A 26,976-nucleotide genomic window follows, 5' to 3' on the forward strand; every position below is an offset into this window, starting at 1 on the left:
TCGTTACTTGTTTTTCGCGGCGGTCGCGATCTTCTTCATGGCATCGGCGACGCTGACCTTGTCGTCGTTCCAGAACTGGCTCACAGCGTCCTTGATGGCGCCTTCCGTGGCAGGGGCAATGGCCATGCCATGGGCCACGCTGGGCACCAGTCCACCGGACTTGGCGGTATCGGCAAAGTCTTTGGCAGATGCCTTGGCACAGTCGTCAAACTTGTCCATGGATTGGCCTGCACGCACCGGGATGGAGCCCTTGTTCAGGTTGAAGACCTCCTGGAAGCCTGGGCTCATGATGGCGCTGGCCAGGTCGCTCTGCGCTTTTTGCGCAGCAGCATCTTTCAGCTTGAACAGAATGAACGAGTCCACGTTGAAGGTGAACGCATTGGCCGTGCCGGGCGCTGCGGCGCACATGAAGTCCTTGCCAGGAGCCTTGCCTGCGGCAATGAACTCACCCTTGGCCCAGTCACCCATCAGCTGAAAACCTGCCTTGCCCTGGATGAGCATGGCCGTGGCCAGGTTCCAGTCGCGGCCTGGGGCGCCAGGGTCGGTGTAGGTCTTGATACGGCGGAAGGTTTCCAGCGATTTCTTCATGGTGTCGCTGGTCAGGGCCTTGTCGTCCAGCTTCACCAGCGCGTCCTGGTAAAACTTGGGGCCACCCACGCCCAGCACCACGGATTCGAAGGTAGTGAAGTCCTGCCAGTTCTGGCCGCCGTGTGCCACAGGGATCAGGCCCGCAGCCTTGAGCTTGTCAGCGGCGGCAAAGAATTCGTCCCAGGTCTTGGGCATGGCGGCAACGCCGGCCTTCTTCAGCGCATCAGAGCTGGCCCAGATCCAGTTCACGCGGTGCACGTTGACTGGGGCAGCCACATAGTTGCCCTTGTACTTCATCACATCGGCCACGACCTTGGGCAGCGCCTCGTCCCATTTCTCGGACTTGGCCAGGGCGTCCATGTTGCCCAGCACACCTTCCGATGCCCATTCCTGAATGGCAGGGCCCTTGACCTGCGCGGCCGATGGGGGGTTGCCCGAAATCACGCGGCTCTTGAGCACCGTCATGGCGCTGTCGCCGCCGCCGCCGGCCACGGCAAAGTCACGCCAGGTGTGGCCCTTGGCCTGCATCATCTTCTTGAGCTCCGCAGCCGACTTGGCTTCCCCGCCGGAAGTCCAGTAGTGCAGCACCTCCACCTCACCCGCATGTGCAGCCACTGCTGCTGCCAGGGCAGCCGCCACAGCGGCGACTTTTGTCAGTTTCCACATATCCCTTGTCTCCTGGTTGTTTGCCTGCGGCGGTGCACCACAGGATTGTTGCGTTCAGCGCAGCCCGTACTTTAATTACAATAATTAAAGAAATGCTCAGGGCTTTCCCTGAGGTGTGATCGGCCTCATTCACGAAGCGCTCGCAGGGGCTTTGCTATGCTCAAACCCATGGCCACGATACTGATCGTCGAAGACGACGCACTGCTGCAAGACGCCGTCACCGGGCAACTCAAGCAACTGAATTACGGCGTTTGCACGGCAACCAGCGTGGCGCAAGGCATGTCGGTTTTGCAGGACCAGGCCGTGGACGGAATCATTCTGGACCTGGGCCTGCCCGATGCTGACGGACTGGACTTACTGACCTGGGCGCGCACCCGCATTGTGGGCTTGCCCGTGCTCATCCTCACCGCCCGTGATGGCATTGACGACCGCGTGCGCGGCCTCAACGCCGGCGCTGACGACTACCTCACCAAACCCTTCAACATGCAGGAACTGCAGGCCCGCCTGCAGGCCATGTTGCGGCGCGCGCGCCAGCCAGCCTTTACCCAGGCCACCAGTGCCCAGGGTGGGCCCAGCACCACCATTGGCAACCTGCAACTCGACCACCAAGGCCGCGTTGCCGCCCTGGATGGCCAACCCCTGGAGCTGACGCAGCGCGAGTGGGAACTGCTGGAGTTGCTGGTGAACCGCTGCGGCGAGGTGGTGACGCGCGACGACGTGCTGGCCGCATGGCGCGCCAGCCCCCCCGAGCCTGGCCAGACCGCCGCCCCGCTCAATTCCAACGCCCTGGAGGTGTACGTACACCGCCTGCGCAAAAAGCTCGATCAGTCCAGCCTCAACATCCGCAACATCCGCGGCCTGGGGTACATGCTCGAAAAGCCATGAGCCTGTCGCTGTGGCCCTGCAGCCATCGCCAGGGCAGTGGCGTTTTTGTGGCCTGCGCAACTCCCTCCTGAGGCCCATCCCATGCGCCAGGTTCCCGGTGTTTCTCTCCAGCGCAAGCTGTTGCTATGGCTGCTGCTGCCCCAGCTGGTACTGTGGCTTTCGGGTGGCTTTCTGGCGTGGCGCATTGCGCTGCAGAACGGCGAAAAAGGCATTGACCAGACGCTGACCCAGTCGGTGCGCGCGCTCGCGCGGCAGATCAAGCCGGTGGGCGATGGGCTGCTGGTGGACTTTCCCAAAGCCGCACAAGACATCCTGGAGCAAGACCCCGCCGACCGCATCACCTACATGGTGTCGTCCCCGCCCGGCCGCTTTCTGCTGGGCAACGCGCAGCTGCCTGCGCCGCCCGCACAGCCCATCACGCTGGGCGAGCCGTTGCTGTACCACGCACAGGTGGACAGCCGCACCGTGCGTGTGGCCTTGCTGGAGGTGGACTACGGCAGCGAGCCTGCCCGCCAGCGCCTGCGGGTGCAGGTGGCGCAGAGCCTGACGGTGCGTGAACGCATCGCGCAGGAGCTGCTCGAACAGCTGCTGCTGCCCATGGGCCTGATGGGCCTGGTGCTGAGCGCACTGGTGTATGCCGGCGTGCTGCGCGGCCTGCAGCCCCTCAAGCGGCTGGAAGCGCAGATTGAGCGGGCTGGCAAGCGCAGCCACAACGCAGCAGACCCGCTACCGCCCATTGAACTGACCTCGGCCCCGCAAGAGGTGTATTCCCTCGCCAGCACCATCAACCGCTTGCTGGAAGCGGTGGCCCGTGGGCAACAAAAGGAAAAGCGCTTCCTCAACGATGCTGCCCATCAGCTGCGTACGCCGCTGGCAGGCCTGATTGGCCAGACCGAACTGGCCCTGCACGAAAGCCATGAGCCCCAGGTGCGTGAGCGGCTGCACAAAGTGCTGTCGGCCGCCCAGCGCAGTGCCCACCTGGTGCACCAGCTGCTGCAACTGGCACGGTCCGAAAGCAACGTGCCCATGCAGCCGTTGGATCTGCCGCAACTGGCCTGCGAAGTGGCACGCGAATGGACCGCCAAGGCCCTGGCCGCGGGCATTGACCTAGGCTACGAAGGCGAGGAGCAACTCCGCGTGCTGGGCCACCCCCTGCTGCTGCGCGAAGCGCTGAACAACCTGATTGACAACGCACTGCACTACGCTGGCACCGGCGCTACCGTCACCGTGCGGGTGCAGATCCCCGCCCCTGGCATGGCTGCGCTGGCAGTGGAAGACGATGGCCCCGGGGTGCCCGCAGAGCACCTGGGCGACCTGTTCGCGCGGTTCTGGCGCGGGTCAGACAAGGCCGGCGGTTGCGGCCTGGGCTTGTCCATCGTGGACGAGATTGCACTGCGCCATGCAGGGCACACCTTTGCAGAGCCTGTGGCACCCCACGGCTTGCGCGTGGGGATCTCGCTGCCAGCCCTGCCCTAAGGCTGGCAGGAACCCTGCTCAGATGGCCTGAATCAGCTTTTCCAGCTTGACCGCATCCACCGCAAACGCGCGAATGCCTTCTGCCAGCTTTTCCGTCGCCATCGCGTCTTCGTTCAAGGCATAGCGGAAGCTTGGTTCGTCGTAGGTCACGAAGGGCAGATCCATCGCCTTGGCGGCATCGGCGCTCAAGGCAGGCTGCAGTGGGGCTTCGGTGGCGGCCAGTTGGGCCAGCAGCTCGGGGGCAATGGTGAGCAAATCGCAGCCCGCCAATGCCGTGATCTGCCCCACGTTGCGGAAGCTCGCGCCCATCACCTCGGTGGCAATGCCAAAGCGCTTGTAGTGGTTGTAGATCTGCGTGACGGACTGCACACCAGGATCGTTGGCCCCGCTGCGTGCGGCCTCGTCCCAGCTCGCGCCCGCCTGCTTCTTGTACCAGTCGTAAATGCGGCCCACAAACGGGGAAATCAGTTGCACCTTGGCCTGGCCGCAAGCCACGGCCTGGGCGAACGAGAACAGCAGCGTGAGGTTGGTGTGGATGCCCTTGCGCTCCAGCTGGGCAGCAGCCTGAATGCCTTCCCACGTGGCGGCGATCTTGATGAGCACACGGTTGATGTGGATGCCTTCGGCTTGGTACAGCTCGATGATGCGTTCGGCGCGCGTGACGGTGGCACTAGCGTCAAAACTCAGGCGGGCATCCACTTCGGTGGAAACGCGGCCCGGCACATGCTGGAGGATTTCGCAGCCAAAGCGCACCAACAGGCGGTCAATCACCTCGTCCATCGCCCGCCCTTGCCACTTGGCCACGGTGTCCTTGAGCAGGGGTGCGTATTCGGGCTTCTGCACCGCCTTGAGGATCAGCGATGGGTTGGTCGTCGCGTCCTGCGGACGGAACTGGGCCAGTTGCAGAAAGTCGCCGGTGTCGGCAACCACGGTGGTGAACTGTTTGAGGGCGTCGAGTTGGTTCATGGCAATGGTCTCAAAAGTGGACAGCGAACAGGGCAAGGCATCGCGAATGACCGGGGGCACAGGCGGGCCAGCGCTGATAGCAAGTGTAGACGCGCACCGTTACCGGTAACCCCCGCTGCATGAAACCAAGTTACATTGCAGTTACCTCGTTTCGTTTTCTGTGGATCTCCCATGCTTGAACGCATCACCGCATCCTTGAGTTCCCTGGCCCCGGCAGAGCAGCGCGTGGCCAAGCTGGTGCTGACCGACCCCCGCGCCTTTGCCCGCCTGCCCGTGCGCGAGCTGGCCGAGCGCGCCCATGTGAGCAAGCCCACCGTGGTGCGCTTTTGCCGCAGCATGGGTTACGACGGGCTGGCCGACTTCAAGCTCAAGCTGGCTGGCAGCGTGAGCGAGGGCGTGCCCTTCATCCACCGCAGTGTGGACGTGGACGACAAGACGGGTGATGTGCTGGTGAAGGTGGTAGACAACGCCGTGGCGGCCTTCCTGCAATACCGCAACGCAGCCAGCACCGTGGCGCTCGAGCGTGCGGCGCAGGCCATCTCTGACACCTGGAAGAAGGGCAAGCGCATCGAGTTCTACGGCGTGGGCAACTCGGGCATCGTGGCGCAGGATGCGCAGCACAAGTTCTTCCGCCTGGGCGTCACCTCCATCTCCAGCAGCGACGGCCACATGCAGGTGATGAGCGCCACCCTGCTCGGCCCTGGCGACTGCGCAGTGATCATCTCCAACTCGGGCCGCACGCGCGACCTGATGGACGCCGCCGACATTGCGCGCAAGAACGGCGCCACCACCATCGCCATCACCGCCAGCGGCTCGCCCCTGGCCAGCACCTGCCACATCCACCTGGCCGCCGACCACCCCGAGGGCTACGACCGCTACAGTCCCATGGTCTCGCGCCTGATGCACCTGCTCATCATCGACGTGCTGGCCACCTGCGTGGCGCTGCGCATTGGCAGTTCGCTGCAGCCCATCCTGCAGCAGATGAAGGAAAACCTGCGGGCCAAGCGCTACGCGTAAGCGCCCGTTCCCCAAGCCGGCTCAAAGGCCAGACCCCAGGCCCGGCACCAGATCAATCCAGCGTCACCCCTGCGTCGCGGATCACCTTGCCCCACTTGGTAGTCTCGGCCGCCAGGAAGGCATCACAGGCCTCGGGCGTGGTGCCTTCGCCGAAGGTGCCCATGGCTTCGAGCTTCGCCTTGGTTTCTTCGCTCTGGATGATGGCGTTCACCGCGTCGGACATGCGTTTGACGATGTCGCGCGGCGTGCCTGCCGGAGCAATCATGCTGGCCCAGGTGCTGCCCACCATGCCGGGAATGCCCTGCTCGATGAAGGTGGGCACATCGGGCAGCATGGGCAGGCGCTTTTCGCTGGCCACGCCAATCAGCGTGATACGACCCGCCTTGGCGGGCTGGATCAGGTTGGGCGGAGGGTCGAGAAACAACGACACTTGCCCACCGAGCAGATCAGTGAGCGCCGGTGCCGCGCCACGGTAGGGAATGTGCACCATGAACGTCTGCGTGAGCGACTTGAGCAGCTCGCTCGTCAGGTGCGCGGCCGAGCCGGTGCCTGATGAAGCAAAGCTCACCTTGCCCGGGTTGGCCTTGGCGTAAGCCACCAGTTCCTTCACCGTTTTAAACGGCGCATTGGGCGCCACGGCAGCCACCAGGGGCGACACGCCCATGAGCGACACGCCCACCAGATCCTTGCGCGGGTTGTACGGCAGTTTGGGGTACAGCGTGGTGTTGGCGGTGAAGGCCGGAATCACCACACCAAACGTGTGCCCGTCGGGCGCGGCCTTGGCCACGGCTTCCACACCGATGATGCTGTTGGCACCGGGCTTGTTGTCGATCACCACGGGCTGGCCCAACTGCTTTTGCAGGCCCACGATCAGCAGGCGCGCCATCTGGTCGGTGAAGCCACCGGCGGTGTACGGCACCACGATGCGAATGGGGCGGCTGGGCCAGCCGGACTGCGCCAGTGCGGGCAGCGCGGCCGTGGCCAGCGCAGCGCCCGTGGCCTGCACGATGCGGCGGCGGGAAAGGGATGCGTTCATGGTGTTGTCTCCTGTATCGTTTTTCAAGTAAAAATAGCTGCTAACGCTTTATGGATAAGCGCTAGCAGCTATGTTTTTAGTAGCAATCAGCCTTGCACATGCGGGCCGATGGTGAAAGGCCTGGGCAGTTCAGAGCGCCTTGGCCAATTCAGGCACAGCCGTGAACAAGTCCGCCTCCAGCCCGTAGTCAGCCACGCTGAAGATCGGCGCTTCCGGATCCTTGTTGATCGCCACGATCACCTTCGAATCCTTCATCCCGGCCAAGTGCTGGATCGCACCCGAGATACCAGCAGCGATGTACAGCTGCGGCGCCACGATCTTGCCTGTCTGGCCCACTTGCAAGTCGTTCGGGGCGTAGCCCGCATCCACCGCCGCGCGGCTGGCGCCAATGGCTGCGCCCAGCTTGTCGGCCAGTGGGGTGATGACTTCGTTGAACTTCTCGGCGCTGCCCAAAGCCCGGCCACCGGAGACGATGATCTTGGCGGCGGTGAGTTCAGGCCGGTCGCTCTTGGCGATTTCGCTGCCGATGAAGCTGCTCTTGCCGTTGTCGGCTGTGGCGGCTGCGGTTTCAACGGCGGCAGAGCCACCAGTGGCGGCTGCTGCGTCAAAGCCGGTGGTGCGCACGGTGATGACTTTGACGCTATCTGCGCTTTGCACCGTAGCGATGGCGTTGCCGGCGTAGATGGGGCGCTCGAAGGTGTCGGCGCTCACCACTTTGGTGATGTCGCTGATCTGGGCGACGTCGAGCTTGGCAGCCACGCGGGGTGCCACGTTCTTGCCGCCAGCGGTGGCGGGGAAGAGGATGTGGCTGTAGTTGCTGGCGATGGCCAAGACCTGTGCAGCGACGTTTTCTGCGAGGCCGTGGGCCAGGCCGGCTGCGTCGGCGTGGATGACTTTGGCGACACCGGCGATCTGGGCAGCGGCTTGTGCGGCGGCACCGGCGTTGTGGCCGGCGACGAGGATGTGCACGTCGCCGCCGCAAGCTGCAGCGGCAGTGACGGTGTTGAGGGTTGCGCCTTTGATGCTGGCGTTGTCGTGTTCAGCAATAACGAGTACCGACATTTAGATCACCTTCGCTTCGTTCTTGAGTTTTTCAACGAGTGCAGCTACGTCAGCCACCTTGATGCCTGCGCCGCGCTTGGCGGGTTCGGTCACCTTCAGGGTCTTCAGGCGCGGAGCCACGTCCACGCCGAGGTCTTCTGGCTTGACGGTGTCCAGCTGCTTTTTCTTGGCCTTCATGATGTTGGGCAAGGTGACGTAGCGGGGTTCGTTCAGGCGCAGGTCGGTGGTGATGACGGCGGGCAGGCTCAATGCCAGGGTTTCGAGGCCGCCGTCGACTTCGCGGGTCACGCTGACTTTGTCGGCAGCGAGTTCAACCTTGCTGGCAAAGGTGGCCTGGGGCAGGTCTGCCAATGCGGCGAGCATTTGGCCGGTCTGGTTGGCGTCGTCGTCGATGGCTTGTTTGCCCAGGATGATGAGCTGGGGTTGCTCTTTGTCGACCAGGGCTTTGAGGAGCTTGGCCACGGCCAGGGGCTGCAGTTCGGCATCGGTTTCCACGAGGATGGCGCGGTCAGCGCCGATGGCCATGGCGGTGCGCAGGGTTTCCTGGCATTGGGCCACGCCGCAGGAGACTGCGATGACTTCGGTCACCAGGCCTTTTTCTTTCAGGCGCACGGCCTCTTCAACGGCGATTTCGTCAAAGGGGTTCATGCTCATCTTCACGTTGGCGATGTCCACACCTGTGTTGTCCGACTTCACGCGGACCTTCACGTTGTAGTCCACCACGCGCTTGACGGGTACGAGAACTTTCATGGGAGCGTCTTTCCTTGGTTTTTGTTGTGGGTGTGCGGGTGGCACATTGAGAGCGGCTGACAAAACTCGGCGAAGCGGCCCTGGCTAGGCGTTCCGCCGCAGACAGTACAAACAGTACGACAAGGCGGAACAACGACGCCAGGGGAGTTTTGGGAGCTGCTCTTACTCGTTCGAGATGCCCTTGTCGCGGATGACAGCGCCCCACTTGGCGTAGTCGCTCTTGATGCGCTGGGCCATCTGGTCAGGCGACTGGAAGGCGGCGATGGCACCGGCGGTGAGCAGCTTGTCCTGAATTTCCTTGTCGGCCAGGATCTGCTTGACCTCGCTGGCGATGCGGTCCACCACAGCCTTGGGCGTGCCGGGTGGCGCCATCAGGCCGCCCCACGACACGGCTTCGTAGCCCTTGAAGCCCTGCTCGGCAATGGTCTTCACATCGGGCAGCATGGCCACGCGCTGGGGTGAGCCCACGGCAATGGCGCGCAGCTTGCCTGCCTGGATGTGGGGCAGTGCTGCCACCAGGTCGGCATACATCAGCGGCACCTGGCCGCCGATCGTGTCGGTGATGGCGGGCACGCCGCCCTTGTAGGGCACGTGCTGCATTTCAAAGCCACCCATCTGCTTGAGCAGTTCCATGCTCAGGTGGCCAAAGCTGCCTGCGCCCGAGCTGGTGTAGTTGAGCTGGCCAGGCCGCGCCTTGGCGTGGGTGATGAGCTTTTGCACATCGGTCACCGAAGGCATCTGCGCGGGGTTGACGACCACCACGATGGGCAGGTCGTACACCGTGGCCACGGGCGTGAAGTCTTTCGTCGTGTCGTAGCCTGCCTTCTTGTAGAGGTGCGGCGCCAGCAGCGTGGGCGTGGCCAGCATCATCAGCGTGTAGCCATCGGCCGGACTCTTGGCCACCTGGGCTGCCGCGATGGAACCCGAAGCACCTGCGCGGTTTTCCACCACCACCGGCTGGCCCAGGCGCTCAGACAGGCGCTGACCGACGATGCGCGAGGCCGTGTCGGTGGGGCCGCCCGCCGGGAATGGCACCACCAGCTTGATCATCTTGGTGGGCCAGGCCTGGGCATGCGCCGGGGCCGTGCCCAGCAGACCGATGGCAGAGACTGCTGCAGTTGCGGCGAGCACCGCGCGGCGCGAAAAGGTGGCGGGGAAAAGGGATGGTTTGTTCATGGCGAAAACGTCTTGTCTTTCAGTGGTCTTTAGCGCTGCGTAGGCCCACGCCGTCCGAAACTGGCGCGGCCGAAGCGGGAGCAGCCGCGCAAGGGCCGCCCCGCCGCGCTGGCTGCGTCCCCTGCCCGCAACGCGCAGCGTTGCGAGAGCGGGGGAAGCCGCGCAGCGGCTCAGGGGGTGTTAATCCAGTCTAGCGCCAGAGATCTTCACCACCCGTTCCCACACAGGCGCATCTTTCTTGAACTGGGCGTTGAACTGCTCGGGGCTGCTACCCACCGGGATGAAGCCCATCTGCTGAATGCGCTCGCGCACTTCGGGCATGGCGATCACGGCCTGCAGCTCGGTGCCCAGGCGGGCCACCACTTCAGGAGGCGTCTTGGCAGGTGCGCTCATGCCAAGCCAGCCGGTCACCTGGAACACCTCATCCTTGATGCCCTGTTCGGACATGGTGGCAATCTTGGGCAGCGCGTCCATGCGCTGCGTGCCGGTCACAGCCAAGGTCTTGAGTCGGCCTGAATCGATGTAGGGCCGAGCCGACTGCAGGCTGGCAAACGCCATCTGGAGCTGACCACCCACCAGGTCTTGCAGCATGGGCGCCTCGCCCTTGTAGGGCACATGGTTCATGTCGGCCTTGAGCTTGTCCGACAGCCACGCGCCCGCCAGATGGGCATACGAGCCCGCGCCCCACGAGCCGTAGGCGACCTTGCCCTTGTTGCGGTCGATGTACGCCATCAGCTCCTGCGCGTTGGACACCGGCAGTTGCGGGTGCACCAGCAGCACCACCGGCGCCAGGGCAATCTGCGTGATGAGGGCCTGGTCTTTTTGCGGCTGGTAGGGAAGGCGCTCGTACAGGAACTGGTTGATGAGCATGGTGGTGCCCAAAGACACCAGCAGCGTGTAGCCATCGGCTGGCGACTTGAGGGCGTGGTCGGTGCCGCTCACGCCGCCCGCGCCACCCCGGTTGTCCACCAACACGGGCTGGCCCAGGCGGGCCGAGAGCTTTTCGCCCAGGGTACGGGCCGTGATGTCGGTCGCGCCGCCCGCCTGGTAGGGCACCACCAGCCGGATGGGTTTGCTGGGCCAGCCGTCTTTGCCCGCCTGGGCCAGGGCCGAGCCCAGCAGGCCCGTGCTGCCCAAAGCGGCCAGGCCTCGCAATACGCTGCGGCGGTGGATGTTCGATGTACGCATGTTTTGTCTCCTTGGGTTGTAGTGAAAACCGGCTGCAGCGCCCTATTTAAAAGCGCTAGCAGCTATTACTTATATAGCAATCAAAGCGGTGGAAGGGTCAGTACACCCTTGTCGCGCAGGGCTTGCAGTTCGGCCTCGGGCAGTTGCAGCAGCTGCTGCAGCACATCGCGCGTGGCCGCGCCCAGCGTGGGCGGCGCGTTGCGAATAGGCAGGCGCTGGCCATCGAGCCGGTACGGCGGCGCAAACACATGCGTGGTGCCCGCCACGGGGTGAGGCATCTCTTGGAGCAGGCCGCCACGGCGCGTGCGTTCGCTGGTCAGCGCCTCATGCAAACCAGCCACCTTGCCGCAGGGAATGCCGGCTGCCGACAGGCGCTCCAGCAGCAACTCGCGCGGGAAGCCGGCAATCAATTCCTTGAGCATGGGGCCCAGCACCAGGCGGTTCTTGGCGCGTTCCACATTGGTGGCAAAGCGGGGGTCTTCGACGATGTCGGGGCGGTGCACCACCTGGCGGCAGAACTTGTCGAACTGCGCGTTGTTGCCCACGCCGATGATGAGCGGGCCATCGGCCGCGTCGTACATGCCGTAGGGCACGATGGAAGGGTGCGCGTTGCCATAGCGCTGCGGGTCGTGCCCCAGCAGCAGGGCATCGAGCCCGTAGTAGCCGGTGATCATCAGGCCGCAGTCGTACAGCGCCATCTCGATGTGGCGGCCCTTGCCCGTGCGTTCGCGGCGGAACAGCGCGGCCAGCACGGCCTGCGCGGCGTACATGCCGGTCATCATGTCCACCGCGGCCACGCCAAACTTCAGCGGCGGCTGGCCGGCTTCACCGTTGATGGCCATGAGCCCCGCCTCGGCCTGGATCACCAGGTCGTAGCCCGGCCGCTTGGCTTCGGGCCCCGAGCTGTCGTAGCCGGACACCGAGCAATAGATCAGATCCGGCTTGATGGCCTTGAGCTGCTCGTAGCCCAGGCCCAGTTTTTCGGCGCCACCGGTCTTGAAGTTCTGGATCACCACGTCGCACTGCGGCAGCAGGCTATGGATGATCTTCACGCCTTCGGGCGTTTGCAAATCCACCGTGATGGACCGCTTGTTGCGGTTCATGCTGTTGTAGTAGGTGGTCTCGGTCTTGCCGATGCGCATGCCCCAGTCGCGGGTGTCGTCACCCCGGCCGGGGTGCTCCACCTTGATGACATCGGCACCAAAGTCGGCCAGCACCTGGCCGCACAGCGGGCCTGCAAACACGCGCGAGAGGTCGAGCACGCGCACGCCTTCGAGCGGGAAGTCCATGCCCTCGGGCAGCGATGGGGTGGGAGAGTTTTGCTGGGTCATGGCTGAGTCTCTTCATTGCCAGTGCGCGGTGCATTGATCTGGCGCAGGCGTGCAAAATCGGCCGGGCGCTTTTCCAGAAATGCGCCAATGCCTTCGCGGGATTCTTCGGTGGCTTGCGACTGCACCATGAGCTGAGCTTCCAGCTCCAACTGGTCGTCCAGCGGCTGCGTGTAGGCACTGCGGCACAGCGCCTTGATACGGCCCATGGCCACATCGGGGCCAGTGGCCACCTGCGCGGCCAGCGCCAGCGCCTGGGTGAGGGCCTCGCCGGGTTCTGCCAAACGATTGACGGGGCCCAGCGCGTGCAGCCGCTCGCCCGAAATGCGCTCGCCCGTCAGGCACAGCTCGGTCAGCACCTGGCGCGACACGAACTCGGCCAGGAAGGCCGTGGCGCCACCATCGGGCGTGAGCCCAACCTTCACGTACGCGACCGAGAACACGGCGTTGCGCGCAGCCACCAGCATGTCGCAAGCCAGCGCCAGCGACAGGCCGGCACCGGCAGCAGCGCCCTCCACTGCGGCAATCACCGGCTTGCGGCAATCGCGCACGGTGCGGATCAGGTCGTGCAGGCCTTCGAGCTTGGCGCGGCGTTCTTCAATGGGCAGTTCGCGGCGCTTGGCCAATTGGCGCAAGTCACCGCCCGCGCAAAAATGCCCGCCTTCGCCCGTGAGCAAGATGGCGCCCACGGTGGGGTCGGCCTCGGCCTGCGCCAAGGCCTCCGTCAGCGCCGCGTAGAACGCGGGCGACAGTGCGTTGCGCGCGGCCGGGTTGTTGTTGGAGAGCACCAACACCGCGCCCTCGCGGCGTTGCAGCAGAGGCAGTGGCTGCTCCATGGCTTCAGTTCCGGCCAAGTTCGATAAAGCGCGCCAGGTGGTGGTCTTCATCACCAAACTGGTGGTCCACCATGACGAGGCGCTTGGCGTAGTGCGACAAGGGCAACTCCCACGTCATGCCAATGCCGCCGTGCAGCTGAATGCTTTCTTCCGCCACCAGAGCGCCGATGCGGCCCATGGTGACCTTGGCGGCCGACAGCGCGCGCTCGCGCTCGGCGCGGTCGGTGCTGTCCATGGCGGCGGCGGCGTTGATGACGGCCGAGCGGGCCTGCTCCACTGCCAGCAGCAAGTCGGCCATGCGGTGCTGCAGGGCCTGGAAGCTGCCAATGGGCACACCAAACTGTTTGCGCGTTTGCAGGTATTCCAGCGTGTGCTTCTTGGCCACATCCATGGCGCCCAGCGCCTCGGCACACACGGCCAGAATGCCCCAGCCCACGGCGCGCTCCAGCGTGGCAAAGCCCTGCCCTTCCGCGCCCAGCAGCGCGCCCGCGCCCACTTGCACGTTCTGCAGCGTGACTTCGGCCACGCGGCCACCGTCAATGCGGCCCATGCCACGGCGTGTGAGGCCTGCGGCATCAGTGGGCACCAGGAACAGCGAAATTCCGTCTTCATCGTCCACAGCGCCCGAGGTGCGGGCACTGACCAGCAGCCACTGCGCCTGGTCGCCATGCAGCACCACGGCCTTGTGGCCGGTGAGTTGCCAGCCATCGCCACTGCGCACGGCGCGGGTGGTCACGCGGTTCAGTGCGTAGTGCGCGCCAGGCTCTTCGTGCGCCAGTGCGGCGATGGTGCTGCCGTCGATGAGGCTGGCGATGTGTTCCTTTTGCGCTGCGCTGCCCGCCAAGCCCAGCGCGCGGCCCACCACCAGCGCGCCCACAAACGGCTCCACCACCAAGCCACTGCCCAGGGCTTCAAACACCACGGCCACGTCAAAGCCTGCACCGCCAAAACCGCCATCGGCTTCGGGGAACAGCGCGCCAATCGCGCCAAGTTCGGCAAAGCGGGCCCACAGCGCCGGGTCCATGCCGTTGTCGCCGTAGGCAATGTGGTTGCGGGTTTCGATGCCGTACTGCTCGGCCACAAAACGGTTCAGGGTGTCCGCCAGCATGCGGCGGTCTTCGTTGTGTTCAAAGTTCATCGCGGCAACCTCACAGGCCCAAGATCATTTTTGAAATGATGTTCTTCTGGATTTCATTGGAGCCGCCGAAGATCGACAGCTTGCGGTAGTTGAAATAGTTGGCAGCAGCCGTGGCAGCCTCTTTCGGGCCCACGGGCTCGTCGGCATAGCCTTCGTACTGGGCTTCCTCGATGAAGGGCAGCGCGTACGGGCCCACAGCACGGCGCATCAGCGACAAAATCTCCTGGCGAATCTCGGTGCCACGGATCTTGAGCATGGAGCTTTCCGCACCGGGCACACCGCCACCGGCCACGGCGGCAATCACGCGCAGGTTGGTGGTCTTCATGTTCTCCAGGTCGATCTCGACCTGGGCCATGCGGGCGGCGAACAGCGGGTCCTGGTCCAGCGGCTTGCCGTTCTTCATGACCTTGGCGGCAATCACCTGGAGCTTTGCCAGCGCGGCAATGCAAAAGCCCACGCCGGCAATGCCCGTGCGTTCGTAGGTCAGCAGGTACTTCGCGTACGTCCAGCCCTTGTTTTCCTCGCCCACCAGGTTTTCCACGGGCACCTTCACGTCGGTGAAGAACACCTCGTTGACTTCCTTGTCGCCATCGAGCGTGCGGATGGGACGCAGCTCCACCCCGGGCGAATTCATGTCCACCAGCAAAAAGCTGATGCCCGACTGGGCCTTGGCTTCGCGGTCCGTGCGCACCAGGCAGAAGATCATGTTGGCGTGCTGGCCCTGGGTGGTCCAAGTCTTCTGGCCATTGACGATGTAGTGGTCGCCCTGGCGCACTGCCGTGGTTTTCACGGAAGCCAGGTCCGAACCCGCGCCGGGTTCGGAGTAGCCCTGGCACCACCAGTCCTCACCGCTCAGGATGCGCGGCAGCCAGTATTTCTTCTGCGCCTCGTTGCCAAACTTGATGAGCACCGGGCCCAGCATGTTCACGCCAAAGGGCACGATGCGCGGGCCACCGGCCAGGGCGCACTCGGTGTCGAAAATGAACTTCTCGACCGCGCCCCAGCCGGGGCCGCCGTATTCCTCGGGCCAGTGGTTGGCCAGCCAGCCGCGTTCGTTGAGGATGGCGTGCCACTCGTCCTGGTCGGCCTTGGTCAGGCGCTGGCCAGCCTTGACCTTGTTGGCGATGCGTGCGGGCAGCTTGTCTTTCAGGAAAGCCTGCACCTCGGCGCGGAAGGCTTCTTCTTCAGGGGTGAAATTCAGGTCCATGTCGGTCGTCTGCTTCAGGAAAAAGTTGCGTTGTGTGGATCAGAAAATCTCGAACAGGCCGGCTGCGCCTTGGCCGCCGCCGATGCACATGGTCACCACGGCCCACTTCACGGAAGAGTCCTTGGCCTTGCGGCGCTGGCCTTCGAGCAGGATGTGACCGGCCAGGCGCGCGCCCGTCATGCCAAAGGGGTGGCCGATTGAGATGGCACCGCCGTTGACGTTGAGCCGCTCCATCGGAATACCGAGCTGGCGCTGGCAGTACAGGGCTTGCGAGGCAAAGGCCTCGTTCAGCTCCCACAGGGCGATGTCTTCGACCTTGAGGCCCGCGCGCTCCAGCAGGCGGGGCACGGCAAACACGGGGCCAATGCCCATCTCGTCGGGCTCGCAGCCCGCCACGGCAAAGCCACGGAAAGCGCCCAGGGCCTGCAGGCCACGGCGCTCGGCCTCTTTGGCTTCCATCATCACGCAGGCGGCCGAGCCGTCTGACAGCTGCGAGGCATTGCCTGCCGTGACGAACTTGCCCGCGCCCTTCACGGGCTCCAGCTTGGCCAGGCCCTCCAGCGTGGTGCTGGGGCGGTTGCAGTTGTCCATGGTGGCCACCACCTCGCGGTAGGTCACCTCGCCGGTGTCCTTGTTCTTCTCGGCCATAGTGGTTTTGCAGGGCACGATTTCGTTGTCGAACACACCGCTGGCCTGCGCGGCTGCGGTGCGCTGCTGGCTTTGCAGCGAGAAAGCGTCCTGGTCTTCCCGCGTGATGCCGTAGCGCTGGGCCACCACATCGGCGGTGTCGATCATTTCCATGAACAGCGCGGGCTTGTGCTCCACCAGCCAGGGGTCCAGGTGCGATGCACCGCTGCGGCCTGCGGGGTTCATCAGCGAAATGCTTTCCACGCCACCCGCCACCATGGCAGGCACGCCTTCGAGCACGATGCGCCCGGCAGCCACGGCAATGGCCTGCAGGCCCGAGGAGCAGAAGCGGTTGATGACCGTGCCGCCCACGGTGACGGGCAGGCCTGCGCGCAGCGCCGTCTGGCGGCCAATGTTGCGGCCGGTGGTGCCCTCAGGGTAGCCGCAGCCCCAGATCAAGTCTTCGATCAGGCCGGGGTCAATGCCTGCGCGCTGCACGGCAGCCTGTACCGAGAAGGCACCCAGCTGGGCGCCGGGGGTTTGGTTGAATTCGCCGCGGTGCGACTTGGCCAGCGGGGTACGGGCGGTGGAAACGATGACGGCTTCGCGCATGGCGGGCTCCTGGGTGTGTGAGAGTGCTTTGTTTTTGATAGCTGCTAGCGCTTTATTCACGGGTCTTTCAGTATGAAAACCCTTTGAAATCATTGAAATACAAGCGCTGGCAGCTCCTGTTTTTGATGACGGCTGGGGCGATCAAGCCGCCTTGTTCAGGCTGTCGAAGTTGCGGCCTTCGGCCACCAGTTGTTCCAGCAGCGGCGCGGGCTTCCAGAACAGTGGGTCTTCCTTGGCAAAGGCCTGGATGTCGGCCAGCACCTTGTCCAGCCCCGTCATGTCGGCCCACTTCATGGGGCCGCCGCGGTGGCGCGGAAAGCCATAGCCCGCCACAAAGGTCACGTCCACATCCAGCGGGCGCAGGGCAATGCCCTCGTGCACCACATTGGCCCCTTCGTTGACCATGGCGGCCATGTAGCGGCGCATGATCTCGTCAGCGGTAAAGCTGCGGGGGGTGACGCCCTTCTTGGCGCGCTCGGCATCCACAATGGCCAGCACTTCAGGGTCGGGCTGGCCCGTGCGGGAGCCTTCGGGGTAGAGGTAAAAACCGCGCCCGGTCTTCTGGCCAAACCAGCCGCGCTCGCAGATGCGGTCGGCAATCTCCACGTAGCGGGCCTGGGGGTCGCGCGTGGCAGCGCGGCGCTTGCGGGTGGCCCAGCCAATGTCGCCACCGGCCAGGTCCGTCACCTGGAAGGGGCCCATCGCAAAGCCAAAGCCGCGCACGGCGGCGTCGATCTCGTAGGGGCTGGCACCGTCTTCCAGCAGGTAGTCAGCCGCCTGCTTGTAGACAGCCAAGATGCGGTTGCCGATGAAGCCGTCACACACACCGGCGCGCACAGGCACCTTTTTGAGTTTTTTGGCCAGCTCAAACGCCGTGGTCACCACATCGGGCGCGACCTTGGCGGGCACCACGATCTCCAGCAGCTTCATGATGTTGGCGGGGCTGAAGAAGTGCAGGCCAATCACGTCCTGCGGGCGGCTGGTCGCGGCGGCGATGGCGTCGATGTCGAGGTAGGACGTGTTGGTGGCCAGCACCGCGCCGGGCTTGCACACGCGGTCCAGCTCGCGGAACACGGCCTTCTTGACCTCGATGTCTTCAAACACGGCCTCGATCACGAGGTCCACCTGGGCGATGTCGGCATAGCCGGTGCTGCCGGTGTAGCGCGCCATCACGGCGGCCTTGGCGGCGTCGGTCATGCGGCCTTTGGAGACCAGGGCGTTGTAGACCTTCTCGACATTGGCGCGGCCACGGGCGATGGACTCGGCATCACGCTCGATCATGGTGACGGGCAAGCCGGCATCGAGGGCCGCCACGGCAATGCCCGCACCCATGGTGCCGCCACCGATGACGGCAATGCTGGCCACCGGGCGTGGCTGCGCGGCCTGGGCTTCAGGCACCTTGGCCACTTCACGCTCGGCAAAGAAGGCGTGGATGAGGCCGGCGCGTTGGGGGCTGTCCAGGCATTCGATGAACAGCGCGCGTTCGCGGGCCAGGCCTTCGTCAAACGGCAGTTGCACGGCGGCTTGCACGCATTCGATGATCTTGAGGGGCGAGAACAGGCCGCGGGCCTTCTTCGCGGTCTCGGCCTTTTGCTCTTCCAGCCAGGCCAGCGCGGCCTGGGGTTCGGCAATCGCCAGGTCGCGGGTGCGGCGCACGGGGGCCTTGGCGGCGAGCAATTCGCGCACATAGGCCAGGCCTTCGGCCTGCGCGTCGGCGCCTTCAACCAATTTATCCACCAGACCGGCTTGCAATGCCGCCTGGGCCTTGAGGTGCTGACCGCTTAGCATGAGGCTGGTAGCAGCCTGCACGCCCATCAGGCGCGGTGCGCGCTGCGTGCCGCCCGAGCCGGGTAGCAGGCCCAGGTTCACTTCGGGCAGGCCCAGGGTGGCGGCAGGCAATGCCAGGCGGTAGTGGGCCGACAGGGCCACTTCCAGCCCGCCACCCAGCGCTGCGCCGTGCAGCACGGCCACCACGGGCTTGTCCGAGCCTTCGATGGCGCGGCAGACCTCGGGCAGTGCCGGGGGCACGGGCGGCTTGCCAAATTCGCGAATGTCGGCCCCGGCAATGAAGGCCTTGCCTGCGCCCACCAGCAGCACGGCGGCCACGGCCGCGTCGGCCTGCGCCTGTTGCATGGCGGCCAGCAGGCCCTGGCGCACGGCAGCGCCGAGGGCGTTGACCGGTGGGTTGTCGATGGTGACCACCAGCACGTCACCATGCAAGGCGGTGGTAACAACGGAAGAGGCGGAAGCGGCAGCGCCCATGCGGGGAGTCTCCTGGTCAGTGGCTGTTGATGACCGGGTGATTGTTGATGCGCGAAACTATCTTGACAATTACATAGTCCATTGACAGACTGTCAAAACGCTTTTGACAAAAGCGGCGCATGGCCTCATCACACCACCTTTGTTATGGAACTCACTTCGCTCACCGTGCTGGTGGACATCCTGGACGCGGGCAACCTGAGCCAGGCGGCCCGCAATTTGAAAATGACGCGGGCCAACGTGAGCTACCACCTGCACCAGCTGGAAAAGTCAGTCGGCGTGCAACTGGTGCGCCGCACCACGCGCCGGGTGGAGCCGACCGAAGTGGGCCTGCGCCTGTACGCGCATGGCCGCGCCATCCAGAACGAGATGCTGGCTGCGCGCGAAACGATTGCGACGCTGGGCCAGGGCCTGCAGGGCCGCGTGGGCCTGAGCGTGCCCAGCGGTTACGGGCAGATGGTGATGTCGGACTGGCTGATCGACTTCAAGCGCCTGTACCCCGGCATCGTGCTGGATGTGCGCTTTGAAAACCGGGTAGACGACCTGATCCGCGACGAAGTGGACATCGCCATCCGCGTGATGCCCGAGCCCCCGCCCACGCTGGTGGCCCGCGACCTGGGCAGCGTGCGCTACATCGCCTGCGCATCCCGCGCCTATGCCGAAGCGCAGGGCCTGCCGCAAACCTTCGAGGCGCTGCGGGCTGCGCCGGTGATCACGTCAGGCGTGGTGGGCAAGCAGCTGCGCCTGCGGGGCTACCAGGGTGAGCAGCGCCAGGAGGTGCTGCTGGAGCCAACCATCATCTCCGAGCACTTTCCGTTTCTGCGCCAGGGCATTCTGGCCGGGCTGGGCGTGGGCCTGGTGCCCGACTACGTGGTGCAGGACGCCGTGACCAGCGGTGAGGTGCTGACCACGCTGGACGAATGGCGCCTGAGCATTTTCGGCACGCAGATGTTCATGCTCTACATGCCCGACCGGCACCAGACGCGCGCGGTGCGCACCTGCATCGACTACCTGCTGGGGCGCGCCCTGCCCACGCAGGCGTGATTGAGATCCACATACAAAATAGCCTCTAGCGCTTGATAGATAAGCGCCAGAAGCTATGCTTTTTATAGCAAACGTCTACCCACCAGTGTGGGCAGAGATGGCTGTTGAAATCAGAGAGCGTACCGAGTGTGCGTTTTCACGCCCCCTCAGATGCGCCCTTCTTCCACCGCGTGGCATGCAATGCGGATGCCGCCAATGCTTTGCAGCTTGGGACGCTCGGTGCGGCATCGGTCATTCGCGTGGGGGCAGCGCGGGTTGAAGGCGCAGCCCGGTGGCGGGTTGAGCGGGTTGGGCACCTCGCCCTGCACGGGCGTGCGCGCCTTGCCGGTGTCGTGCATCTTGGGGATGGCATCGAGCAGCATGCGCGTGTAGGGGTGGCGCGGCGTGTCAAACAGCGTGTGCTTGTCGGCCAGTTCCACCAGGCGGCCCAGGTACATCACGCCCACCTGGTCGCTCACGTGGCGCACCACGGCCAGGTTGTGGCTGATGAACAGGTAGGTGAGCTGCCGCTCGCGCTGCAGGTCCTTCATGATGTTGAGCACCTGCGCCTGCACCGACACGTCGAGCGCGCTGGTGGGCTCGTCGCACACCAGAAACTCGGGCTCGGTCGCCAGGGCGCGCGCAATCGAGATGCGCTGGCGCTGGCCGCCCGAGAACTGGTGCGGGTACTTCACCATGTCGAGCGGCGACAGGCCCACCGACTGCAGCAACTCGCCCACACGCTGCTTGAGCTGTGCCTTGTCGGTGATGAGGCCATGCTCTTTGAGCGGCTCACCAATGATGTCTTCCACCAGCCAACGCGGGTTCAGGCTGGCGTAGGGGTCCTGGAAGATCATCTGGATGCGGCGGCGCATGGCCTTGGCGTTGCTGCCCTTGAAGGCGGCGTGGGCGTCTTGCCCGTCAAAAGTCAGGCCACCGCGCGTGGGGTCATACAGGCCCACCAGCAGGCGGGCCACGGTGCTCTTGCCGCAACCGGATTCGCCCACCAGGGCCAGCGTCTTGCCCTTCTCGATTTCAAAGCTCACACCATCCACAGCGTGCAGCAGCGTGCGGGGCTTGCCCTCCAGCACGCGGTTGAGCCAGGGGGCAGATACGTCGAAGGTCTTGGCCAGGTCGTGCGCCTGCACCAGGGGCTTGTGTGTGGAATTCACGGCGCTGCTCATGCGGCCACCTTGGCGTTGTCAGCAGCGTGTAGCCAGCAGGCGGCGCGGGTGTTTCCGGCACTCATCAGGTCGGGGCGGTCGGTCATGCAGCGGTCAAATTTCTGTGGGCAGCGCGGGTTGTAGGCGCAGCCCTGGGGAATGGCGTTCAGGCGCGGCATGGCGCCATCGATCTGGTTCAGGCGCTCGCGGTCTTGCTCCATGTCGGGGATGGAGGCCATGAGGCCGGCGGTGTAGGGGTGCGAGGGCTGGTTGATCACATCGTGCACCGGACCAATCTCGGCCACGCGCCCGGCGTACAGCACGGCCACCCGGTCGCAGGTCTCGGCAATCACACCCATGTCGTGCGTGATGAGCATGACGGCGGCACCGCGCGATTTGCAGATGTTTTTGAGCAGCGTGATGATCTGCGCCTGGATGGACACATCCAGCGCCGTGGTGGGCTCGTCGGCCACGATCAGCTTGGGCTCTGCCGCCAGAGCCAGGGCAATCACCACGCGCTGGCGCATGCCGCCCGAGAACTGGTGCGGGTAGTGGTCGATGCGCTCTTCGGCCGCGGGAATGCCGGTGTCCTTGAGCAGCTGGATGGCGCGCTGGCGGGCTTCGGCCGCGTTCACCGGCAGGTGGGCCAGGATGGTTTCCGTCAACTGGCGGCCCACGGTGTACAGCGGGTTCAGCGAGGTCAGCGGGTCCTGAAAAATCGCACCGATGCGGCGGCCACGGATGTGGCGCATTTCTTCGTCGCCCAGGTTGTCGATGCGCTGGCCTTCGAGCAGGATCTGGCCCGAGGCGACACGGCCTGGAGGTTCGAGCAGGCCGATGATGGCCGCGCCGGTGAGCGACTTGCCCGCGCCCGATTCACCCACCACGCCCAGGATCTCGCCGGGTGCGATGGAGAAGGAGATGTCGTCCAGGGCGCGCAGGGTGCCGCGACGGCCTGGAAATTCGACGACGAGGTTTTTGACTTCTAGAAGGCTCATGGGAGTATCGACTTTTGTTCTTGTGATGGCTTAGCGAAGGCGCGGGTTCAGGGCATCACGCAGCCAGTCGCCCAGCAGGTTCACGGACAACGCAATCAGCACCAGCATGGCGCCGGGGAACACGGTGATCCACCATTCGCCCGAGAACAGGTAGTCGTTACCAATGCGGATCAGGGTGCCCAGCGAGGGAGATGTGGGAGGCGCGCCCACGCCCAGGAAGGACAGCGTGGCCTCGGTGATGATGGCCGTGGCCACCTGGATGGTGGCCAGCACCATGACGGGGCCCAGCACGTTGGGCAGCACATGCTTGCGCATGATGCGCAGGGGCGAGACGCCGGTGACGCGGGCTGCCTGCACATATTCCTTGTTGCGCTCCACCAGGGTGGAGCCGCGCACGGTGCGTGCGTACTGCACCCAGCCGGTGAGCGAAATCGAGATGATGAGCACACCAAACGCCAGCGACTCGTGCGCGTTGGGGAACAAGGCCCGGCCCACGCCAGCGATCAACAGAGCCACCAGGATGGCGGGGAACGACAGCATCACGTCGCACAGGCGCATCAGCACGGCATCGATCCAGCCGCCCCGAAAACCGGCCAGCAGGCCCAGGCCCACGCCCACGACCACCGACAGCAGCACCGACGCCAGACCCACCACCAGCGAGATGCGGGCGCCGTAGATCAGAGCAGAAAGAATGTCACGGCCCTGGTCGTCCGTGCCCAGCAGATATTTGGTGGTGCCATGCTCGCTCCAGGCGGGTGGCAGGCGCGCATCGCTCAATTCGAGCGTGGCCAGATCGAAGGGGTTGTGCGGTGCCACCCAGCCGGCAAAGACCGAACAGAACACGCACACCAGTGCAATCAAGGCCGCCAACATCGCCATGGGCGAGGTGCGGAAGCTGTAGCCAACGTCGCTGTCGAGCCAGCGGGCGAGTGTTTTTTTCATCGTAAGAACCAGAGACATCCGCCAGCGCACCAGGCTTGTGGCCTTCGTGCGCTGCGGTCAACAGAAAAAGCGAGACAGGAAACAGCGTGGGATCAGGGCAGGCTGATCCACTTGAAGTACATGAAGTTGTCGGCCAGCTGCACGAGCTTGACCTTCTTGTTCACGCCCCAGGCCAGTGCTTGCTGGTGCAGTGGAATGTGGCCCACATCGGCGGCATGCAGGTCAAACGCTTCCTTGATGTAGGCGTTGCGCTTGGCCTTGTCCGTCTCGGCCTGGACCTTGAGGGTCAGCTCGTCCACCTTGGGGTTGCAATATGCCCCCAGGTTGAACTGGCCTGCGCCCTTGTCGTCCACGCAGCGCATGATGGCATTCATGACGTTGTGCGCGTCGTAGGTCGCGGGGGTCCAGCCCAGCATGTAGAAGCTGGTGTCGCGGCGCAGCACCTTGGGGAAGTAGGTGCCCTTGGTTTCGGCCTGCAGGTTGATCTTGACATTGATGCGCGAGAGATTCGCGGCCACGGTCTGACAGATGCGGCTGTCGTTCACATAGCGGTCGTTGGGGCAGTTCATCGACACTTCAAAGCCGTTGGGGTAACCGGCTTCAGCCATCAGCTTCTTGGCAGCCTCCACGTCGTAGGGCAGTCGCTTCATCTCGGGCTGGAAGCCGTTGATACCAGGGCCCACCAGTTGCGCGGAGGGGTTGGAAGCACCGCGCATCACGGTCTTCTTGATGCCTTCAATGTCGATGGCCTGGTAGAAGGCCTGGCGCACGCGCTTGTCCTTGAAGGGGTTTTTGCCCTTGACGTTGGAATACAGCAGCTCATCGCGCTTTTGGTCCATGCCCAGGAAGATGGTGCGCAGCTCAGGGCCGGTGATGGCGCGGGTGTTGGCGCTGCTGTTGACGCGGTCAATGTCCTGAACGGGCACGGGCTCCATCACGTCCACTTCGCCAGACAGCAAGGCCGCCACGCGGGTGGCATCGTTGCCGATGGGGGTGAACACCACCTCGGTCACATTGCCTTCGATCTTGCCCCAGTAAGAGCCGTTGCGCGTGAACACGGTGCGCACGTTGGGCTGGCGCTCGCGCACCCGGAAGGGCCCAGTGCCATTGGCCTTGAACGATGCCGTGTTCTCCACCCCCTTGCGGCGGTCCACAGGCACGGTGGCCTGGTTGGTCTCGCACCACTTCTTGCTCATGATGTACACGAGCGAGAGCACGTCGGGCAGGATGGGGAAAGGCGTCTTGGTTTCAATCTCGACGGTATGGCTGTCGATCTTGCGCACTTCCTTGAAGTCGTTGGTGTAGCTCTTCATGTCCGAGCCTTCGACCTGGGTGCGGGCCAGGCTGAACACCACGTCATCGGCGGTGAAAGGAGTGCCGTCGTGGAATTGCACGCCCTTGCGCAGCTCAAAGCGCCACACCGTGGGCGATGTCTGCTTCCAGCTGGTGGCCAGCATGGGGGTGAGGCTCAGGTCCTTGTTACGGCCCACCAGGGGTTCGTAGACGTTGCCCGTCACGCTCAACTGCAGGGTCTCGTTGAGCGAGTGCGGATCCATCGACAGGGCGTCGCCCTGGTTGGCGATGCGCACAGTCTGCGCGCTGGCCACAACGCCGGCTGCAGACAGTGCAACAAACAATGCTGTCGCGGCCATTTTCGGTTGGATCTTCATACGGTTCTCCTGGGAGGGGTTGGGAATTGCGGGTGTGCCCATCATCGTCAAACGGGTTGCTTCAAGGCATGGGCAACGGCATGGACTGCTCGATCAGGCTCGCATGCAAGGCAGAGCCCAGCGGCAGAATGTCGTCATTGAAGTCGTAGCGGCTGTTGTGCAACGCACTGCCGCTGGCGCCGGTGCCCTGCCCTATGCGCAGGTAGGCTCCAGGCTTGGTCTGCAGCATGAAAGAGAAGTCTTCGGCGCCCATGCTGGGCTCCAGGTCGCGCACCACATGGTCCGCCCCCACCAGAGATTCAGCCACATCGCCAGCAAACAGCGCTTCACTTTCGGTGTTGATGGTGGCGGGGTAAATGCGCTCGTAATGCACCGTGGCGGTGGCGCCAAAGCCCAGGGCAATGGCGTTGCACAGTTCCTTGAGGCGGTTCTCCACCATCTCCTGCACGAGGGGATCGAACGTGCGCACGGTGCCCACCAGCGTGGCCGACCCGGGCAGCACACTGAAGGCCCCCAGATCGCCAGCCTTCATCGCGCACAGGCTGATGACTGCGCTCTCAATCGGGCGCACGTTGCGCGAGACGATGCTCTGCGCCGCCGTGATGATGTGGGCTGCCACCAGCACCACGTCCACCGTCTGGTAGGCGTGTGCGCCATGGCCGCCACGGCCTGTGATCTCGATGGTGATGCGGTCTGCCGCGGCCATCATGGGGCCAGGGTTGATGCCAATCGTGCCCGGCTTCATGGCGGGCCAGTTGTGCATGGCGTAGATAGACTGCACCGGAAAGCGGTCAAACAATCCGTCTTCCATCATCGCCCGCGCACCAGCAAAGCCTTCCTCGCCCGGCTGGAATACCAGCACGGCCGTGCCGTCGAAGTTACGCGTTTGCGCGAGGTAACGCGCAGCTCCCACCAGCATGGCCGTGTGCCCGTCATGGCCGCAACCGTGCATCAGCCCCGGCTTGCAGGACTTCCAGGAAAAGTCGTTGTGCTCCGTCAGCGGAAGCGCATCCATGTCAGCCCGCAAGCCCACCATGGCGCCGCTGGCTACGCTGCGCCCACGAATCACCGCCACGATGCCTGTGCGGCCGATGCCTTGGTGGATCTCATCCACCCCGCATACCTTGAGCGCCTCTACCACCCGCTTGCCGGTGTAAACCTCTTCAAAACCCAGTTCAGGATGCGCGTGCAGGTCGCGGCGCAATGCAGTCAGCTCAGGATGAAACTGGGCAATGTGGGCAAACGCCCGCCCGCCCGCTTTCAGGCGAGAGCCTTGCATCAGTGCCCCCCGGCCTTGCCCACGCGCAGGCGCGGGTCGACCACGAAGTACAGCAAGTCCACCACCAGATTGATGACCACGAAGATCAAGGCAATCAGGCACAGGTAGGCAGCCATCACAGGGATGTCAGCGAACGTCACCGCCTGGATGAACAGCAAGCCCATGCCGGGCCACTGGAACACCGTCTCGGTGATGATGGCGAATGCGATCAGACCACCCAGCTGCAGACCCGTGATCGTGAGCACTGGAACGAGCGTGTTCTTGAGGGCATGACCAAAATGGATGGCCCGGTTGGACAAACCACGGGCGCGGGCAAACTTGATGTAATCCGTGCGCAGCACTTCCAGCATTTCAGCACGCACCAGACGCATGATCAGCGTGAGCTGGAAAATGGCCAGCGTGATGGCTGGCAAAGTGATGTGGTGCCAGCCCTTGGCTGTCATCAGCCCCGAGCTCCACCAACCCATCTGCACGACCTGCCCCCGACCAAAGCTGGGGAACCAGCCCAGCGTCACCGAAAACACCAGAATCAGCAAGATACCGATCAGGAAGGTGGGCAACGATACGCCCAGCAGCGAGATCGTCATGAACAGCTGGCTGGTGAAGGTACCGCGCTTCAGCGCCGCGTACACACCCATCGGAACGCCCACAATCAGGGCGAGGAACGCGGCTACCAGCGCCAGTTCCAGGGTAGCGGGGAAGCGTTCTGCAATCAGGCGCGACACCTTCGCCCCCTGACGCAGACTCAGGCCAAACTCGCCCTGCGCCGCATTGACCAAGAAGTGCCAGAACTGCACGATGAAGGGCTGATCCAGCCCCAGTTGTGCGCGCAATTCACGAATTTGCTCAGGGGTGGCGTCCTGCCCCAGCAAGAACACCACGGGATCGCCCACATACTGGAACAGCATGAAAGCAATGAAAGCCACCGTGACCATGACAATCACGGCCTGAATGAGGCGGCGCAAGATAAAAGCAAGCATCGGAAGGTCGAGTTTGTTTTCGAAAGCGTGTCAACGTCGCTTTTGGCCACGGTGACACTGGTTGAAATCGTCCGGGGTAGCGTGCGCTCCCCGTGCTGGGTACC

23 protein-coding genes are annotated in these 26,976 nt (G+C 64.3%); 4 read left to right on the forward strand and 19 right to left on the reverse strand.

Annotated elements, in window-relative coordinates; translation table 11 throughout:
- Positions 1-3 precede the first annotated feature (3 nt).
- A complete protein-coding gene (locus PQV96_RS16930) occupies positions 4-1,254 on the reverse strand; it encodes an ABC transporter substrate-binding protein (RefSeq protein ID WP_207374797.1) in 1,251 nt (416 codons plus the stop codon).
- A gap of 168 nt (positions 1,255-1,422) precedes the next feature.
- Between PQV96_RS16930 and PQV96_RS16935 the strand changes: the two genes are divergently transcribed.
- Together PQV96_RS16935 and PQV96_RS16940 are read left to right on the forward strand one after the other, a co-directional pair.
- Positions 1,423-2,139 (forward strand): response regulator transcription factor, encoded by a 717-nt coding sequence (locus tag PQV96_RS16935; protein ID WP_273623668.1) that lies wholly within the window; start codon positions 1,423-1,425, stop codon positions 2,137-2,139.
- 81 nt (positions 2,140-2,220) lie between these two features.
- On the forward strand, positions 2,221-3,615 hold the full coding sequence (locus tag PQV96_RS16940; protein ID WP_273623669.1) for a sensor histidine kinase: 1,395 nt from the start codon (positions 2,221-2,223) through the stop codon (positions 3,613-3,615).
- A gap of 18 nt (positions 3,616-3,633) precedes the next feature.
- Here the strand turns inward: PQV96_RS16940 and tal are convergent, their stop codons facing one another.
- Complete coding sequence (gene tal / locus PQV96_RS16945; protein WP_207374799.1) at positions 3,634-4,581, reverse strand: transaldolase; 948 nt, start codon at positions 4,579-4,581, stop codon at positions 3,634-3,636.
- Between the two features lie 171 nt (positions 4,582-4,752).
- On the opposite strand from tal, the gene PQV96_RS16950 reads away from it, so the two are divergent.
- The gene (locus tag PQV96_RS16950; protein ID WP_207374800.1) at positions 4,753-5,598 is read left to right on the forward strand and encodes a MurR/RpiR family transcriptional regulator; all 846 of its coding nucleotides are present in this window, start codon (positions 4,753-4,755) and stop codon (positions 5,596-5,598) included.
- 52 nt (positions 5,599-5,650) lie between these two features.
- Here PQV96_RS16950 and PQV96_RS16955 read toward each other — a convergent pair whose 3' ends face one another.
- From PQV96_RS16955 to PQV96_RS17005, 11 genes are all read right to left on the reverse strand, one after another.
- Positions 5,651-6,634 (reverse strand): tripartite tricarboxylate transporter substrate binding protein, encoded by a 984-nt coding sequence (locus PQV96_RS16955; protein WP_273623670.1) that lies wholly within the window; start codon positions 6,632-6,634, stop codon positions 5,651-5,653.
- A 129-nt stretch (positions 6,635-6,763) separates the two neighbouring features.
- A complete protein-coding gene (locus PQV96_RS16960; RefSeq protein WP_273623671.1) occupies positions 6,764-7,696 on the reverse strand; it encodes an electron transfer flavoprotein subunit alpha/FixB family protein in 933 nt (310 codons plus the stop codon).
- Positions 7,697-8,446 carry an electron transfer flavoprotein subunit beta/FixA family protein gene (locus PQV96_RS16965; RefSeq protein ID WP_273623672.1) on the reverse strand — a complete coding sequence of 250 codons (750 nt, stop codon included), beginning with the start codon at positions 8,444-8,446 and terminating at the stop codon, positions 7,697-7,699. It lies immediately after the preceding gene.
- 162 nt (positions 8,447-8,608) lie between these two features.
- Positions 8,609-9,622, reverse strand: a complete 1,014-nt coding sequence (locus PQV96_RS16970) for a Bug family tripartite tricarboxylate transporter substrate binding protein (protein ID WP_207374416.1) — start codon at positions 9,620-9,622, stop codon at positions 8,609-8,611.
- 180 nt (positions 9,623-9,802) lie between these two features.
- A complete protein-coding gene (locus PQV96_RS16975; protein WP_273623673.1) occupies positions 9,803-10,810 on the reverse strand; it encodes a Bug family tripartite tricarboxylate transporter substrate binding protein in 1,008 nt (335 codons plus the stop codon).
- 80 nt (positions 10,811-10,890) lie between these two features.
- On the reverse strand, positions 10,891-12,141 hold the full coding sequence (locus PQV96_RS16980) for a CaiB/BaiF CoA transferase family protein (RefSeq protein ID WP_273623674.1): 1,251 nt from the start codon (positions 12,139-12,141) through the stop codon (positions 10,891-10,893).
- Complete coding sequence (locus PQV96_RS16985) at positions 12,138-12,974, reverse strand: oxepin-CoA hydrolase, alternative type (protein WP_273623675.1); 837 nt, start codon at positions 12,972-12,974, stop codon at positions 12,138-12,140. The genes PQV96_RS16980 and PQV96_RS16985 overlap by 4 nt, the downstream gene beginning before the upstream one ends.
- A 4-nt stretch (positions 12,975-12,978) precedes the next feature.
- A complete protein-coding gene (locus tag PQV96_RS16990) occupies positions 12,979-14,112 on the reverse strand; it encodes an acyl-CoA dehydrogenase family protein (RefSeq protein WP_273623676.1) in 1,134 nt (377 codons plus the stop codon).
- Positions 14,113-14,122: 10 nt separating this feature from the next.
- Positions 14,123-15,319: an acyl-CoA dehydrogenase family protein gene (locus PQV96_RS16995; protein ID WP_273623677.1), complete on the reverse strand. Its 1,197-nt coding sequence runs from the start codon at positions 15,317-15,319 to the stop codon at positions 14,123-14,125.
- A 39-nt stretch (positions 15,320-15,358) separates the two neighbouring features.
- Positions 15,359-16,558: an acetyl-CoA C-acyltransferase gene (locus tag PQV96_RS17000; RefSeq protein WP_273623679.1), complete on the reverse strand. Its 1,200-nt coding sequence runs from the start codon at positions 16,556-16,558 to the stop codon at positions 15,359-15,361.
- Positions 16,559-16,699: 141 nt separating this feature from the next.
- Positions 16,700-18,820, reverse strand: coding sequence for a 3-hydroxyacyl-CoA dehydrogenase NAD-binding domain-containing protein (locus tag PQV96_RS17005; protein ID WP_273623680.1), 2,121 nt, complete (start codon positions 18,818-18,820; stop codon positions 16,700-16,702).
- Positions 18,821-18,964: 144 nt separating this feature from the next.
- Here PQV96_RS17005 and PQV96_RS17010 point away from each other — a divergent pair, with 144 nt between their 5' ends.
- Complete coding sequence (locus tag PQV96_RS17010) at positions 18,965-19,861, forward strand: LysR family transcriptional regulator (protein ID WP_198846776.1); 897 nt, start codon at positions 18,965-18,967, stop codon at positions 19,859-19,861.
- A gap of 146 nt (positions 19,862-20,007) precedes the next feature.
- Here the strand turns inward: PQV96_RS17010 and PQV96_RS17015 are convergent, their stop codons facing one another.
- From PQV96_RS17015 to PQV96_RS17040, 6 genes are all read right to left on the reverse strand, one after another.
- A complete protein-coding gene (locus PQV96_RS17015; protein WP_420482157.1) occupies positions 20,008-21,024 on the reverse strand; it encodes an ABC transporter ATP-binding protein in 1,017 nt (338 codons plus the stop codon).
- Positions 21,021-22,001: an ABC transporter ATP-binding protein gene (locus tag PQV96_RS17020; protein WP_273623682.1), complete on the reverse strand. Its 981-nt coding sequence runs from the start codon at positions 21,999-22,001 to the stop codon at positions 21,021-21,023. The genes PQV96_RS17015 and PQV96_RS17020 overlap by 4 nt, the downstream gene beginning before the upstream one ends.
- 30 nt (positions 22,002-22,031) lie before the next feature.
- Positions 22,032-22,943 (reverse strand): ABC transporter permease, encoded by a 912-nt coding sequence (locus tag PQV96_RS17025; RefSeq protein ID WP_273623683.1) that lies wholly within the window; start codon positions 22,941-22,943, stop codon positions 22,032-22,034.
- A 92-nt stretch (positions 22,944-23,035) separates the two neighbouring features.
- Positions 23,036-24,613 (reverse strand): ABC transporter substrate-binding protein, encoded by a 1,578-nt coding sequence (locus PQV96_RS17030; protein ID WP_273623684.1) that lies wholly within the window; start codon positions 24,611-24,613, stop codon positions 23,036-23,038.
- Between the two features lie 61 nt (positions 24,614-24,674).
- Complete coding sequence (locus tag PQV96_RS17035) at positions 24,675-25,892, reverse strand: M20 aminoacylase family protein (RefSeq protein WP_273623685.1); 1,218 nt, start codon at positions 25,890-25,892, stop codon at positions 24,675-24,677.
- Entirely contained in the window at positions 25,892-26,872 is a 981-nt protein-coding gene (locus PQV96_RS17040) for an ABC transporter permease (protein ID WP_044399781.1), read from the reverse strand. The genes PQV96_RS17035 and PQV96_RS17040 overlap by 1 nt, the downstream gene beginning before the upstream one ends.
- Between the last annotated feature and the right edge of the window lie 104 nt (positions 26,873-26,976).

The organism is Acidovorax temperans (genome assembly GCF_028596105.1).
GTDB classification, from domain to species: domain Bacteria; phylum Pseudomonadota; class Gammaproteobacteria; order Burkholderiales; family Burkholderiaceae_C; genus Acidovorax; species Acidovorax temperans.

Bases quoted from the DNA above. Each gene is read 5' to 3' on its own strand.
- PQV96_RS16930 (WP_207374797.1), bottom strand. From the start codon at position 1,254: ATGTGGAAACTGACAAAAGTCGCCGCTGTGGCGGCTGCCCTGGCAGCA.
- PQV96_RS16935 (WP_273623668.1), top strand. From the start codon at position 1,423: ATGGCCACGATACTGATCGTCGAAGACGACGCACTGCTGCAAGACGCC.
- PQV96_RS16940 (WP_273623669.1), top strand. From the start codon at position 2,221: ATGCGCCAGGTTCCCGGTGTTTCTCTCCAGCGCAAGCTGTTGCTATGG.
- tal (WP_207374799.1), bottom strand. From the start codon at position 4,581: ATGAACCAACTCGACGCCCTCAAACAGTTCACCACCGTGGTTGCCGAC.
- PQV96_RS16950 (WP_207374800.1), top strand. From the start codon at position 4,753: ATGCTTGAACGCATCACCGCATCCTTGAGTTCCCTGGCCCCGGCAGAG.
- PQV96_RS16955 (WP_273623670.1), bottom strand. From the start codon at position 6,634: ATGAACGCATCCCTTTCCCGCCGCCGCATCGTGCAGGCCACGGGCGCT.
- PQV96_RS16960 (WP_273623671.1), bottom strand. From the start codon at position 7,696: ATGTCGGTACTCGTTATTGCTGAACACGACAACGCCAGCATCAAAGGC.
- PQV96_RS16965 (WP_273623672.1), bottom strand. From the start codon at position 8,446: ATGAAAGTTCTCGTACCCGTCAAGCGCGTGGTGGACTACAACGTGAAG.
- PQV96_RS16970 (WP_207374416.1), bottom strand. From the start codon at position 9,622: ATGAACAAACCATCCCTTTTCCCCGCCACCTTTTCGCGCCGCGCGGTG.
- PQV96_RS16975 (WP_273623673.1), bottom strand. From the start codon at position 10,810: ATGCGTACATCGAACATCCACCGCCGCAGCGTATTGCGAGGCCTGGCC.
- PQV96_RS16980 (WP_273623674.1), bottom strand. From the start codon at position 12,141: ATGACCCAGCAAAACTCTCCCACCCCATCGCTGCCCGAGGGCATGGAC.
- PQV96_RS16985 (WP_273623675.1), bottom strand. From the start codon at position 12,974: ATGGAGCAGCCACTGCCTCTGCTGCAACGCCGCGAGGGCGCGGTGTTG.
- PQV96_RS16990 (WP_273623676.1), bottom strand. From the start codon at position 14,112: ATGAACTTTGAACACAACGAAGACCGCCGCATGCTGGCGGACACCCTG.
- PQV96_RS16995 (WP_273623677.1), bottom strand. From the start codon at position 15,319: ATGGACCTGAATTTCACCCCTGAAGAAGAAGCCTTCCGCGCCGAGGTG.
- PQV96_RS17000 (WP_273623679.1), bottom strand. From the start codon at position 16,558: ATGCGCGAAGCCGTCATCGTTTCCACCGCCCGTACCCCGCTGGCCAAG.
- PQV96_RS17005 (WP_273623680.1), bottom strand. From the start codon at position 18,820: ATGGGCGCTGCCGCTTCCGCCTCTTCCGTTGTTACCACCGCCTTGCAT.
- PQV96_RS17010 (WP_198846776.1), top strand. From the start codon at position 18,965: ATGGAACTCACTTCGCTCACCGTGCTGGTGGACATCCTGGACGCGGGC.
- PQV96_RS17015 (WP_420482157.1), bottom strand. From the start codon at position 21,024: ATGAGCAGCGCCGTGAATTCCACACACAAGCCCCTGGTGCAGGCGCAC.
- PQV96_RS17020 (WP_273623682.1), bottom strand. From the start codon at position 22,001: ATGAGCCTTCTAGAAGTCAAAAACCTCGTCGTCGAATTTCCAGGCCGT.
- PQV96_RS17025 (WP_273623683.1), bottom strand. From the start codon at position 22,943: ATGAAAAAAACACTCGCCCGCTGGCTCGACAGCGACGTTGGCTACAGC.
- PQV96_RS17030 (WP_273623684.1), bottom strand. From the start codon at position 24,613: ATGAAGATCCAACCGAAAATGGCCGCGACAGCATTGTTTGTTGCACTG.
- PQV96_RS17035 (WP_273623685.1), bottom strand. From the start codon at position 25,892: ATGCAAGGCTCTCGCCTGAAAGCGGGCGGGCGGGCGTTTGCCCACATT.
- PQV96_RS17040 (WP_044399781.1), bottom strand. From the start codon at position 26,872: ATGCTTGCTTTTATCTTGCGCCGCCTCATTCAGGCCGTGATTGTCATG.